The 12,739-nt window shown below is 66.8% G+C and carries 10 protein-coding genes; 1 reads left to right on the top strand and 9 read right to left on the bottom strand.

Translation table 11 applies throughout. From position 1 onward, the window contains the following. Window positions 1–36 precede the first annotated feature (36 nt). The gene (locus MBR110_RS29460; protein ID WP_176315358.1) at window positions 37–1,074 is read right to left on the bottom strand and encodes an AraC family transcriptional regulator; all 1,038 of its coding nucleotides are present in this window, start codon (window positions 1,072–1,074) and stop codon (window positions 37–39) included. Between the two features lie 72 nt (window positions 1,075–1,146). On the opposite strand from MBR110_RS29460, the gene MBR110_RS29455 reads away from it, so the two are divergent. Continuing rightward, window positions 1,147–1,683, top strand: coding sequence for a carboxymuconolactone decarboxylase family protein (locus MBR110_RS29455; RefSeq protein WP_014725591.1), 537 nt, complete (start codon window positions 1,147–1,149; stop codon window positions 1,681–1,683). A gap of 360 nt (window positions 1,684–2,043) precedes the next feature. On the opposite strand, the gene MBR110_RS29450 is transcribed toward MBR110_RS29455, so the two are convergent. From MBR110_RS29450 to MBR110_RS29415, 8 genes are all read right to left on the bottom strand, one after another. Further along, a complete protein-coding gene (locus MBR110_RS29450; RefSeq protein WP_059561981.1) occupies window positions 2,044–2,673 on the bottom strand; it encodes a PqiC family protein in 630 nt (209 codons plus the stop codon). After that, the gene (locus MBR110_RS29445; RefSeq protein WP_181709612.1) at window positions 2,670–3,965 is read right to left on the bottom strand and encodes an MlaD family protein; all 1,296 of its coding nucleotides are present in this window, start codon (window positions 3,963–3,965) and stop codon (window positions 2,670–2,672) included. The genes MBR110_RS29450 and MBR110_RS29445 overlap by 4 nt, the downstream gene beginning before the upstream one ends. Continuing rightward, the gene (locus MBR110_RS29440; RefSeq protein WP_014725588.1) at window positions 3,962–5,170 is read right to left on the bottom strand and encodes a paraquat-inducible protein A; all 1,209 of its coding nucleotides are present in this window, start codon (window positions 5,168–5,170) and stop codon (window positions 3,962–3,964) included. Before MBR110_RS29440 ends, MBR110_RS29445 begins: the two co-directional genes overlap by 4 nt. A gap of 660 nt (window positions 5,171–5,830) precedes the next feature. Next, a complete protein-coding gene (locus tag MBR110_RS29435; RefSeq protein ID WP_014725587.1) occupies window positions 5,831–6,838 on the bottom strand; it encodes a fimbrial protein in 1,008 nt (335 codons plus the stop codon). A gap of 388 nt (window positions 6,839–7,226) precedes the next feature. Next, on the bottom strand, window positions 7,227–9,860 hold the full coding sequence (locus tag MBR110_RS29430; protein WP_014725585.1) for a fimbria/pilus outer membrane usher protein: 2,634 nt from the start codon (window positions 9,858–9,860) through the stop codon (window positions 7,227–7,229). A 92-nt stretch (window positions 9,861–9,952) separates the two neighbouring features. Then, window positions 9,953–10,687, bottom strand: a complete 735-nt coding sequence (locus MBR110_RS29425; RefSeq protein WP_014725584.1) for a fimbrial biogenesis chaperone — start codon at window positions 10,685–10,687, stop codon at window positions 9,953–9,955. A 126-nt stretch (window positions 10,688–10,813) separates the two neighbouring features. Further along, entirely contained in the window at window positions 10,814–11,383 is a 570-nt protein-coding gene (locus tag MBR110_RS29420) for a fimbrial protein (protein ID WP_014725583.1), read from the bottom strand. A 324-nt stretch (window positions 11,384–11,707) separates the two neighbouring features. Further along, complete coding sequence (locus MBR110_RS29415) at window positions 11,708–12,724, bottom strand: fimbrial protein (RefSeq protein ID WP_051974448.1); 1,017 nt, start codon at window positions 12,722–12,724, stop codon at window positions 11,708–11,710. Between the last annotated feature and the right edge of the window lie 15 nt (window positions 12,725–12,739).

Here is a 12,739-nt window from a genome sequence, read left to right as displayed (position 1 = left end):
CGAGCTCGCCCACGTTACGGATGGTCGCACCATCCGTCAGAATGCCCGCGCTTCCGGCGCCGCGATTCTCGTCGCTTGCATGCGCCACTTCGCCGGCGTCATCCCCACCTGCCGTTTGAACACGCGTTGGAACGCAGCCTCCGACCGATATCCGACCGTCTCGCCGATCTCCGCGACGGACATCGTCGTTTGCGCCAGCTTGCGCCCTGCAAGCGCCATGCGGATTTCCGTCAGCACATCGGTCGCCGAGCGGCTGATCGCCTCGTCGAAGTGGCGTGCGAACGTCGCGCGCGACATGTGGCAGCGCTCCGCCAGCTGCGCCAGCGTCCAGGGCTTTTCCGGCTCGTCGAACATCGCAGTGAGCGCCGGCTGCAACCGATGGCGTTGCGCCAGCGCGAGCAGCCCGCGCGGCGCGTGACCGGACTCGGACGCACTGCGCAGCGTCAACGCGAACAGCGCGCCGGACAGATGATCGACCACCGCCGCGCTGCCGGCACGTTGCTCCAGCGCTTCCTCACGCATCAATTCGATGACTCGCGCAAGCCGCGTGGCGGCAAACGCGGCGTCGCGCGTCTGTCCATCGCCGGCGGCGACGCTGCTCACGATCAGACGCCGAGGCAGATGGTCGCGCAGCAACTGCTGCGGGACGGCCGGCAGCACGAAGCGCCCGCACAGCACGTCGATGCTCGCGTCGGCGCTGCCGTTCGTCGTAATGGTCAGGCCGTTGCGGTGCCGCTCCTGCACCGCGCGCGGCGCGTCGCCGCTGCCGTCGTGCAGCCGGTGCGCACTGCCGGAGGGGAACACCACGATGTCGCCGGCCTTCATTCGGAGCGTCGGCTCTTCCGCGCCGCCCGTCTCGCCTTCGACGACAGCCTCGCCGCGCAACAGGATGTGATACGGAAGCTCCCGCTCGTTCGACTCGGGATGGTCGATGCGCCACGGCGAACCGAAATGGCACCGTACGTCCAGCCGGCCGGTGACCGGCATCATCGACAGCAATCGGTCCAGCATGTCCATATGAGACGTTTGAGCATGAATTTGCGCAAGTATGGCATTAAAGAACTCGCCCTGCATCCCTACACTGACTCCCATGCCATACGACATGGCTAAGCAGTTCAACCACTCAACTGAACGAAGGAGTCGATCATGTCCCGTCTCACCACCATTCGCCCTGAAGAAGCCACCGGCGCGGCAGCGGAAGTGTTCGCGAAGATCAAGAAGGCCGTCGGCAAGGTGCCCAATGCGTACGCCACCATCGGCACGCACAGCCCCGAAGCCCTCGGCGCGGCGCTCGCGTTCGACGCTGCCGTGGCTGCCGGCACGCTCGGCAAGGCCGACATCGAAGTCATCAAGCTGGCGGTCAGCGAACACGTGGGCTGTGACTATTGTGTCGCCGCGCATACGCTGATGGGCAAGCTGGCCGGACTGTCGGGCGACGCCATGAAGCAGGTGCGCGCCGGCGCGGCCACCGGCGACGCCAAGCGCGACGCGCTGGTGACCTATGTGCGTACGCTGGTCGGCACGCGCGGCACGGTGCCCGAGGCGGCCGTCGACGCCGTGCGCGCCGCCGGTTACACGGAGCGCCAGCTGATCGAGATCAGCCTGGCGATCGCGTCGATCACGTTCACGAACCTGGTCAATCGCGTCAACGATACGACGCTCGATTTCCCGGCCGTGGCGTAATGGCGCGTCGGTGGGCAGGCACGGCGATCGAACGCAGTCGATCCGGCTGCGTTCGATCGTGAGGCTCGTGTCGCCGGCGGAATGTGCTGGCTGGCGGCGCCGTACTTCGATACCGCCTCCGTCAAGCGCTGCCGATCACACAGGTCGATCCGCAAAGTCCTCCCACGCCAGTAACGATCAAGACGGGGAACGCTCTCGATCGACACGCACTGGATTTGGCGCGGGCGTTCCCTGCTGCCCGGCCGGCGCAAGCCGATCGTCGCTGCGCGGCGAGCGGCACCGGTGCCGATGTGATCGCTCGATCGGTGTCGGCCCGTCCACCAATGGTCGTGGCCACCACGCCGGCCGGATCGCGTCCGCTCAGCGTGGCGGCAGCCCGGCCGCGATCTGGTCCGCGAGGCGCCCCAGAATCGCGCTCAGCGCAGCGGCCTGCGCGGCCGCGCCGCGCAGCGTCAACGATGCGGTCAAGGTCGTCTCGCGGCTCGCGCTCACGCGCTCGGGCCGGCCCGCCAACACCGTCCATGCGGCCTCCAACGTCAACGTGCCGCCGTCGTCCGCATGCACGTCCAGCACCGTGACGACGAGCGTGCGCGTCTCGGGCGGCCGCGGCGCATCCGGCAGGACGACGGCCCCCGTCGGCAGGCGCGTCAGCAGGTCCTGCGCGAGCGTGCGCCGCATCATCCGGTCGAGCGGCCCGGCCCAGCGCGCGCCTTCGTCGATCCAGACACGGTTCGCCGAGCGCTGCACGACGACCTCGGGACGGTCGAGCTCCGCCGGCACGTGGACGGCAGTCAGTTGCACCGGCTCGATGGGCTCGTCCGCGCGGGTCGATGTAGCCGGCGTCGCACTCAACGCCACATAGCGCGTCGGCGGGCTGTGCCCACATCCGGCGAGCACGGCAGCGAGCACGGCGGCCAGCGCAACGACCGCCCATTTCATCGGGGCCGGCGCCGCTGCCTCGCCGGCCCGACGCTTCGATCGACGGATCATGGCTTCTCCTTCGCTCTGCCGCGCACGAGCGCTTCGGGATGTCGGTCGAGATAGTCGGCCAGCGCACGCACCGAACGGGCGGTATCGGCAAGTTCGCGCAGCACCGCGGGCACGCCGGTCTGCGTGGTGGTGGCGTCGCCGAGCGTCCGGCTGGCTGCGGCCGCGGCCTGGTCGGCGCTGTTCGCGGCGTCGCGCAGCTGCGCGACGAGCGGACCGATCTGCGGCGACACCTGCTGCAGCGTGCGGTCGATCTGCGCGACCGATCGGTCGAGATGCGCGAGCCTGTCGCGGATCTGCGGCGATGCGGTCAGCGCATTGAGCCGCGCCGCGATCGCGCGCACGTCGTCGCCGGTCTCCTTGATCGGCAGCGCGTCGAGCTTGCCGGCGATCGCGTTGGCGCGCGCGGCGATCGCATCGAAGTCGGCCGACGCGACGCTCGGAATCTCCGCCGGGTTGGCGCCACCGGAAAACGCGGCCGCCGAAGCGCCGGCGACGAAATCGAGGCTGACCATGCGCGGGCCGACGAGCGGCGGATCCTGCACCAGCCGCGCGCGCAGCCCGCGGGCGACGAGCCGTTCGAGCATGTCGTCGACGATGGGGCGCCAGTTGCCGTCGGCCGGCGGACGCACGCCGGTGATGCCGAGCGCCGACGGTTCGAGCGCAATCTGCACCGGCGTGCCGAGCTGCCCGGTGGCGGCGTCGTAACTCAGCCGCACGCGCGTGACCGTGCCGACCTGGAAGCCGCGCAGTTTCACCGGCGCGCCGTCCTTCAGCTCGCCGGCCGCACCGGCGAACCGAATCACGTACGGCACCACCGGCCCATGCTCGGGCGCGAGCGCCGGGCGGCGCTCGGTGCCGTCGAAGTGCCGCGCCGGGGCGCCGGCGCCCGGCTCCATCACGATTTCCGGCCCGACGACGAGCGCGCGCAGCGAGGTCGGGTCGCTCATGTCCGGCTGCGCACCGCGCAGGAAAAAGCGCGTGCCGCTGAGCAGATACTTCTGCTGCGCGCGATCGATCTTCAACTCGACCTCCACATGCCGGCCGTCGGGCGACAACGCGATGCCTGCGACCTTGCCGACCTTCACGCCGCGCAGCGTCACGTCGGTATCGTCGACTTTCATTCCGTGCGCGTCGGAAAACATCACGGTGACGCTTTCCCCGCCCTGCGCAAGCGCCCGTATCCCGAGCCATCCGACCACGGCCAGCGTGGCGACGGGCACCGCCCAGATCAATCCCGGCCAACGACTGTGCCGCACCTCGGCGCGCGAGCGGCGGATGCGCGGCGGGTTCATCGAACCCTCCGGTCGCGGCGGTCCCACATCAGGCGCGGATCGAAGGCGCGCGACGCGAGCATGGTCAGGAACACCACGAGCGCGAATGCGGTGGCCCCGGTAGCCGGCTGCGCGGACGCGACGCCGTCGAAGCGGATCAACGGAACGAACGCCGCGATCGTGAAGACGTCGACGTTCGACCATCGGCCGAGCTCGTCGATCCAGCGGTAGAGGCGCACCTTCAGGCGCAGATGCCGGCGCGATCGCCGCAGCACGGACGCGACGAACCAGCCCATGCCGACGATCTTCGCGACCGGGATCACGATGCTCGTGATGAACGTCAAGATGCCGAACGGCCACAGGCCGACGTGAAAGAGCTGCATGACGCCGTCGACGATGCGGTGCATGTGCACGCGTCCGAGCTGGATCGAGGTCGTCATCGGCAACAGGTTGGCCGGCACGGTCAGCACGAGCGCCGCCAGCGACAGCGCGCTCGCGCGCGAAAGCGCCGCGACCCGGCGCGCGCGCAGCGTCAGCCCGCAGCGCGAACACGAACGCCCGGCGCACGCGTACGGCTGCACCATGTCGCAACCGGCACACGACAGCACGGCCTCGCTGCGCGACGGATGCCGATCGGCTTCGATGGCGCGCCACACGGTGCGCCGGTCGAGCGACGCGCGCGTGAGCATCGACATCAGGCCGGCCGCGATCAGGCAATAGCCGCCTGCGCCCATCGAGCCGGTGAGACCGTGCGTGACGCGCACGTAGCCGATGATGCAGCCGACGAGGTACACGTCCGGCATTGCCCAAGCGTCGAGTGCGAGCGACCAGCGGAACACCGCGCCGATACCGGAGAACCGCCAGCCGAAGCGAATCGCGGCCAGCACCAGCATCAGGCCGCCGAAGCGCGCGAACGGCAGCACGATGCCGAACATCCCGAGCAACACGGCCAGGATCACCCAGCCGTCGTTCCACATCGACACGATGCCCGACGCGAGCACCGAAGAATGCGACGCGCCCAGCATCGTGACCGTCATCAGCGGTGCGAGGTTGGCGGGAAACAACAGCACGAAGGTCGCCGTCGTGCAGGCGAGCGCGGCCTCAACACTGCGGCCGCGGCGGCGTTCGAGCGTCGCATGGCAGCGTCTGCAGCGCGCCAGCGCGTGTGCTTCGATCGGCGGGATATGGTCGAGCGTCCCGCACGTAGGGCAGCCGATCGTGGTCATGCGACGACAGCTCCGGTGGGCGCGCGATGCGCGCAATGACACGCCCGGTGGCAAAACCTGCACGACGCGGGCAGGCGGTCGCGCGTGATGATCATCGTCATGCGTTCTCCCGTTCGATTAGGTCGAGATAGCGCCGCGGAGCCGCGGCCGTTGAGCGTGCCGAGCGCTACCCGTGTGGCGTGAAAACGCGCGGCAGGCGCTGCTGCATGCGCGCCTGCCGTCGTCGGGGTGTCGGACAGCAAGGCGTGTGCCTGGGGGGGCGAGTGGTGGCGGGCGGTTGCCGGTTGCCGGTTGCCGGTTGCCGGTTGCCGGTTGCCAGTTGCCGGTTGGGTCGGCGGTCGGCAGTCAGCGGTTTAGCCGTAGCTGGTTGCTGGTTGCCTGCTGGCGGTTGCCAGTTGCTAGATGGCTGGCGCGGCGAGTTGGTGGCAGATGGCGGATGATAGGAGGCGGGCGGCGGCCAGGAGCAGGCCACAAGCAGCGGGCAGCGGCACACGAGCAGCACGCCTCGTCGAATCGCCTCGACGAGGCGAGGACGGCAGCCGGCGAGCCAACCGCCCTCCGCACGCGAATCACCGTCGGGCGCCCGCCGCTCGCCATGAACGATCGGAGCTTCTGATTTTCGAACGCCACACCGCGAACGCGCGAACGACGCACTAACCGCTAGTCATAACTCATCGTGACGGTAATCGATGCGTTGGCACTGCCGGCCGTTACCGCAGCGGCGGTCTGATAGAAACGGGCGCGCAGCGGCACGCTGTAATCGCCGGCCGCGCCGGCATACCCGGTAACTTTCGCCGTCGTTCCAAACGCAACCGGTTTGCCGCTTGCGTCGAGCAGTTGCAGCCCGATTCCGGTCGCGCTCGATGCCCCGTTCAACGTGGCGACCGAATCGCCCGTGCCCGGCACGACCTGCGTCGTCGGATCGAACCGGTAATAGATGCCCGTGCGACCGGCGGGACACGCATTCAACCGCAAATCGAACGGCGTGTCGCCGGCCGACGACCCCGCGCCGGTAAACTGGTTCGTCACCATCTGGCCCATATCCACGCTCAAGTCCGGCACCGCACAGGCCGGCGTCGTGACCCTGAAGCCGGTGGTCGTCAACGTCGCAACCGAAAGCCCATCGAGCTTCATCTGCGCCGACAGGGAACCGGCAGGGGCGTCGCCCGCACCCACCGGCCCGGTCACGATGACCTTCACGCCGAGCCGCGCGCCCGGTAACGGCATGCCCACCCAGCCCCACCATCCCCAGTTTCCGGCGTATGCGTCGCCGTCGCCCGCACCCCAGTACCTCGTGGAAGAACCGCCGAAGGAGGCCGGAACGACGCCGTCGGCCATGTCGTAAAAGGCCAGTCCGATGCCCGGCACGCCGGTTGCGAACGTATAGGGCGTCACACTGCTGCCGACCTTGGTTCCGCCGTAAACGCTTCGATTCGATTGGCCGGGCGCAGTGCATTTCGCGAACGCAACGGCATCGACCGGAATGCTTACGTCGTCCAGCACGGTGCCGACGGCCGTGCCGGGCGCCACCTGGTATTCCGACTTCAACGCGAAATTGGCGAGCAGTTCGGTCTTGTTGTTGATGAATTGGCAGGCCGCGTGTGCACCGTCCGGCGTCGCAAACGACACCGCCATCAGGCAGCCTGCGAACAGGCGATACATGTTCATTTTTCGGCGCTCCGATTGACGCGAACAGGCACGCGCCGCTTCATCGGTCCATCTGCGATCGATCAATGAGGTGTTCCGATGATGGAACGGCGCTGCCCACGACGAAATGTTGGCGGGCTATGCATTCGTTGGACTGAACCGGTTATGCGAAACGTCAATTTCCGCATCGCTCCGACTTCGATCGAGCCGACAGAACAACATCTGCACAGCCTATCGGCGCGAGTCATGCATGAAAATCGGAGAACTGCGATTCATGCGCCTCGCCGTGACGATCGGACGCCGTCGTCAGGCCGTGTCGACAATGGCGCAATGCGTGAAGGTCGTGCACTCCGGCGTCCGATGCAGCCGCCACGCCAACCAGTGGCACGCGACGCCGCTTCACACCGATTCACGCAGCCGGCTGCGCCTCCGTCGGCGCGTACTGCTCCGCGCCAGCCGCCACACAAGGCAAATCGAGACTCCGCAGCGCCCGCTGGCCGGCGCCGCGCGGGTTCGCCGGCAACGCATACGACAGCCGGCAGCCCGAGCGCCCGGCGTCGCTTTCCCACCCGACGTTCAGTTCGCCCTGCTCCGCGAGACCGCGCGCCAGCAGCTTGCCGGCCTGCCCGACCACGCCGATGTCCTTGCCGGCCTGATCGGTCACCACAGCACCGAACGGCACCGGCGATCCGTCCGCCTGCCGCAGGCGAATCACCGCCGAGCGCCCGTAGTCCGTCTTGAACACCAGCAGCGGGACGGCGCCCGCAAGCGGTGCGACGCGCTGGCTGGTCTCCTTCAGTTCGACGTCCGTCGACAGCCCCTTCGGGTCCAGCGACACGTCGTTCATCGAGAACGGCGTCAGGTACGGCACGATCGCATAGCCGTTCGCATCGACGCGCACGCCCGACGCATTCGTGACGCGCGCACCTTCGGCATGCTTCGCCTCGACGATCGCGAAAGTCTCTGACAGCGGTTGCGACAGCGTGACGCCGCCGCGGTGCGCGACGACTGCACCGCGCGCGCCGATCGAGTACTGCTGATAATCGGCGCTCGCGCCGACGCTTGCGCTGAGCTCCGCCCGTGCCCCGCGATACGACACGTTGGCGCCGCCGCTGGTCTGCGCCCCGCCCGGCCCGCTGCTGCGGTTCACGTTCACGCCATACGACACGTTGCTGTCGACACCGGCCGAACCGCTCAGGCTCGTCGCGATCTGCGTCGAGCCGCGCGTATCGTGATTGAAACTGGTCGACAGCGTTGCCGGCCGCGTGCTGCCGAGCGGAATCGACAGCCCCAGATAGACCAGCGTGCTGGCCTGCCCCCACGCGTCGCGCTGACGCGTCGCCGACACGTTGTACGCCACGCTGCGAAACGCGTTGCTGTAGCCGACCGTGAAATCGACATCCGAGCCAGCGCGATTCCAGTAGGTCGACGTCGACGCCGTCACGCTGAGGCTGCCGCCCTTGTCGCCGAGCTGCTGACTCGCCACCAGCGACGCGCGGTTGCGTTGCCGGTACACCTGGCGCAAGGGTCCGCCGGACACCGAGCGGTCGCGCGCAGTCATGGCATCGTTCAGACCGAAATAGCCGTTCGTCGAATAGTGATACGCGGCAATCGCGACGTTGGTGCCGGTGGCCGCGACGGTCTTCGCGTAGCTGACGCGAAAGCTCTGCCCCGAATACGTGCGGTCGTTCTGCACCCTCGTCGTCGCATGCGCGACGTCGACGCCGATTGCGCCCCACCCGGTGTTCAGCACCGCACCGACCATCGCCGCCAGGTAGCCTTGCGCGGCCGTCGCGCCGCCATAGCCGGTCAGCATATTCGTGAAACCGTGCTGCCAGGTCGCCTGCGTGAACAACGGCGTCGTGTTCGACAGGTTGCGCACAGCGCCCGCCGTGAAGCTGTAGCGATTCTGGCCGGGGCGCAACGACATCGGCACGGCTGCATACGGGACGGAGAAGGTGTGCGTGGAGCCGTCCGCCTCCGTGACGACGACGTTCAGGTCGCCGCCATAGCCGGTCGGATAGAGGTCGTCGATCACGAACCCGCCCGGCGCGACCGTCGTCTCGTACAGCTTCACGCCGTTCTGCGAAATCGTCACCTTCGCGTTGGTGTTCGCGACGCCGCGCACGACCGGCGCGTAGCCGCGCTGCGAGTCCGGCAGCATCCGGTCGTCGCTGCTGATCCTCACGCCGCGAAACGACGTCGAGTCGAACAGATCGCCCGACGTATACGTATCGCCGGCCACGAACTGCGACGACCACGACGCCAGATCGCGTTGCACGTAGGTCGCGACGTTCTGGTAGCGCCGGCGGCCGCGGTCGTCCCAGTTGAACGACCCGCTGTGCCGGAAATGCCAGCGCTGAACGTTGAATCCGCTATCGACACCGACATAGCCTTGCGTGCTGCCGTGCGCGCCGCTCGCCTGCGCGTGGTAGACGTTCGCGTTGTAGCCGAGCATCGCGACGGGCACGCCCGCGCTCCATCGGTCGGGGCTCACGTAGCCGCGCGCGGTGCGGCTCAGCGATACCTGCGGAATGCCGAGATCGAGCCGGAGATCGTTGAAGTCGAAGCCGACGGTGGCTTCCGGAATCGCCTGACCGATGCGCACGCAACCACCCTGTTGTTCAAGCAGCGTGCGGATTTCCTGCGACAGCGCGGTCAGCTCGACACCGATGCGCTCCAGCAGCGCCTTGTCGAAGCAAGGCTGCGCGTCGGGACTGTCCGCTACGCTCTTGAACGGCACCTCGAATCGCCCGGCCCAGCGGCCGCTGACGTAGACGTCTGGACTGTAGGTGCCGGCGCGCACCACGTTGCCGCGCGAATAGCGCGACACGTCGATCGAACCGGCGCCGTTATTGAGAAATCCACCCTCGAATTCGACTTGCGCGAACTCCATCTGCGCAATCTGCTGCGGCCGGGCGTGTTCATCCGCTACCGCAAGTGCGTCCGTTTGCCAGCTGGCGACGATCGAGAAAACCAGCGCACATATCGGCTTGAGCCGTGGCGCAATCTCCGCGTGCGGGCCACTGTATTTTTTCTCCATCGTGCTTTCTCCTCCCATCGATGGCGAAGTCGCCACCGTCCCGTTCGTGTTCCGCTCATCGGCCGCTTGGGACCTTCCAACGCACCGCCGAATCACTTCGTGATCGTCGCCTCGTGCGCATGGGCCGTCCCCCAGTCGTCCACGCTGCTGTAGTGGACGGTCCCACCCGCGAGTGCGGCACCGTTGGCACCGGTCAGCGCGAAGGAAGCCGTTTCGCCGGCACCGACATAACCGAGCTCCGCCGCGTAGGTTTTCCCGCCTGATTTCAATTCGACGCCGGCGAGATTGACGACGTAGGCGCTCGGATTCGTCGCCTTCAACACCGGACGATGTCCATCGTCGGTGCCGAGTGCCCATTTCAGTTGGGCGGGCGCGTCGCCTGCCGTTCCGGCCAGGCCGGCGGGCCGGTACATCAGCTTGATGCGGGTGCGAAACGCGAACTGCAGGCGGTTGACGTCGTCCTTGCCGCTAACCTTGGGCGGCACATCGAGCACGTTCAACCAGAACAGCGACTCCTTGTTCTCCGGCAGAGGCTCGCCGGTATACAAGATCCGCAACGTCTGCCCCTTGCCCGGCTCGACACGAAAAATCGTCGGCGTGATCACGAACGGCACGTCGATCGCATCCGGGGACGTGCGCTGGTTCCCCTTGTCGATCCAGGCCTGAACTAGCGCAGGCTGCTTGCCGTCGTTGGTGAGCTGAACCGTGACTTCCTTGTCGGCGGCCGGGAACACGACGCGGGTGCCGGATAACGTCACGCTGGCCTGTGCATTCATGCAGAACAGCAGCGACATCAGGACCACGACGATGGCATATGGACGATTCATTTCCCTTTTCCTCCTGACAGTTCCTCTGCAGTGCGAATAGACAAGACCACCTCCACCGCACCGAATGACACCCCGGCGCCGGTACGCCTTGCGACCGCCGGCGCCGGGGGTCAGCTCATCGTGCGATCAGGGATAGACGAGCGAATACGTGACGTACGAGTTTGCGGAACCGCCGGTTACAGTAGCGCTCGTCGCGATGTACTGCGCAGAGAACACGAGCGCTGCCCTACCCGAGTCCGTATTGACATTGACGGTTTGCGTACGCTGCTCCGAGGCCGGGGCGCCGACAAGGATCGGCTCATACTTGTCGTTGAGGATCTGGATTTGCACGCCGCCGGCCGCATCGGCGCCGGTCAGGTTCAGACGGCCGGTTGACAGGTCGACGTTGGGGCCGGGCTCGAACGCGACCGATACCTTCTTCGCCGGTGCGGAGGTGTCACCGCCTTCCGCGTTCATCTCGCATCCCGACACCAGGAATACGAACGGTGTACGGCCGACGGTGGCGCCCACGGACCCAAGCTGGCTGGTGGACACCCTCGGCAGGTTGACGACCTGATTGTTCGTCCCCGGTTCGATCTGGCACGTCGACGCGACGATCGAGCCCGTGAAATTGACGGTGCCGTCGGCCGCATGAGCGGTATTTGCCGCCGCGCATGCCAGGCCGAACAGCGACATCGCGAATGCGATATTTTTCATTTGCTTTTACTCCGTTGTTGAGAATGCTGATTTGACGTATTACCAATATTTATACGAGATACCGCTATTCACCACTCCAGCGCAGAACCCTCCATGAACGCGCAATTGATTTGTCCGAAAACTCGTCTTTCCAAAAATTGGTTCGAATCCATTCCATTCGCTCACGACTCGGCACCGCGGCGAACATCGTGTGCACCGCGACCCACGTCGAAAATGTCGAGGGCATTTCCCCCGTATTTCGCTCCAAAGCGCCAATTGAATTCGAATCAGAACCGCGCCATTACCTTGATTTGAACCGGCATCCGATTTGAAAACAGCGGACCGCTAGTCATAGCTGATCGTGACGGTAACTGCCGCGTTAGCGTTACCGGCAGTTACCGAAGCGTCGGTCTGGTAGTAGCGAGCGCGAAGCGGCACGCTGTAATCGCCCGCGCTGCCGGCATACCCGGCCACTTGCATCGTCGATCCGTACACAAGCGGCTTGCCGAGTGCGTCGAGCAGTTGCAGCCCGATGCCCGTCGCTGGCCGGCTCCCGGTCAACGCGGCAACCGACTCTCCCGTGCCGGGCACGACGCTCGTGGTCGGATCGAGCCGGTAATAGATTGCCGTGCGGCCGGCCGGACATGCGTTCAAACGCAGGTCGAACGGCGTGTCGCCGGCAGTCGTGCCCACGCCTCTGAAGCGGCTCGCTGACACTTCGCCCATAACGACGCTGACGTTCGGCACGGAACAGGCCGGCGTCGTAATCCTGAAGCCGCCGGTCCTCAATGTCCCAACGGGAAGACCGGAGATCGTCATCCGCGCATACACGGAGCCGCCCGCGACGCTGCCGACACCCACCGGCCCCGTCACGACGAGCATCACGCCGAGCCTCGAGCCCAGCCGCGGTGTGCTCGACACCCAGCCCCACCATCCCCAGTCTCCCGGACGCCAGGGGCCGATGCCGTCGCCCCAGTAGTGCACGAAGCGGTGGCCGAAGCTGTCGGGCGGATCGGTCTCGTAAAAGATCAACCCGATGCCCGGCACGCCGGTTGTGAATGCACCGGTGTTGCCGACCGGCACCCCGCCATAAACGTTCCGGATCGGCGACTCCGGCAACCTGCACCGCGCGTACGCAACGGTATCGGGCGAAATGCTCACGTCGTCGAGCACGGTGCCGACGGGGGTGCCCGGCGCCACGTAATACTCGTCCTTCAACGGAAAATTGGCGATCAGTTCGCTCTTGCCGTTGATGAACCAGCATTCCGCGCTCGCGTCGCCCGGCGCCGCGAACGACACCGCAATCAGGCACCCTGCAAACAGGCGATACATGTTCATTTCTTGGCGCTCGAATTTGCGCACCGGCGCGCCGCCTCA

The organism is Burkholderia sp. MBR-1 (assembly GCF_013822785.1).
In the GTDB taxonomy this organism is placed as follows: domain Bacteria; phylum Pseudomonadota; class Gammaproteobacteria; order Burkholderiales; family Burkholderiaceae; genus Burkholderia; species Burkholderia vietnamiensis.
Note: the sequence above shows the minus strand (reverse complement) of the source record. Positions and strands in the feature narration are given on the sequence as shown.

Coding starts and splice junctions, on each gene's coding strand:
- MBR110_RS29430 (WP_014725585.1), bottom strand. CDS start 9,860: ATGGAGAAAAAATACAGTGGCCCGCACGCGGAGATTGCGCCACGGCTC.
- MBR110_RS29425 (WP_014725584.1), bottom strand. CDS start 10,687: ATGAATCGTCCATATGCCATCGTCGTGGTCCTGATGTCGCTGCTGTTC.
- MBR110_RS29420 (WP_014725583.1), bottom strand. CDS start 11,383: ATGAAAAATATCGCATTCGCGATGTCGCTGTTCGGCCTGGCATGCGCG.
- MBR110_RS29455 (WP_014725591.1), top strand. CDS start 1,147: ATGTCCCGTCTCACCACCATTCGCCCTGAAGAAGCCACCGGCGCGGCA.
- MBR110_RS29460 (WP_176315358.1), bottom strand. CDS start 1,074: ATGCAGGGCGAGTTCTTTAATGCCATACTTGCGCAAATTCATGCTCAA.
- MBR110_RS29450 (WP_059561981.1), bottom strand. CDS start 2,673: ATGATCCGTCGATCGAAGCGTCGGGCCGGCGAGGCAGCGGCGCCGGCC.
- MBR110_RS29440 (WP_014725588.1), bottom strand. CDS start 5,170: ATGACCACGATCGGCTGCCCTACGTGCGGGACGCTCGACCATATCCCG.
- MBR110_RS29445 (WP_181709612.1), bottom strand. CDS start 3,965: ATGAACCCGCCGCGCATCCGCCGCTCGCGCGCCGAGGTGCGGCACAGT.
- MBR110_RS29435 (WP_014725587.1), bottom strand. CDS start 6,838: ATGAACATGTATCGCCTGTTCGCAGGCTGCCTGATGGCGGTGTCGTTT.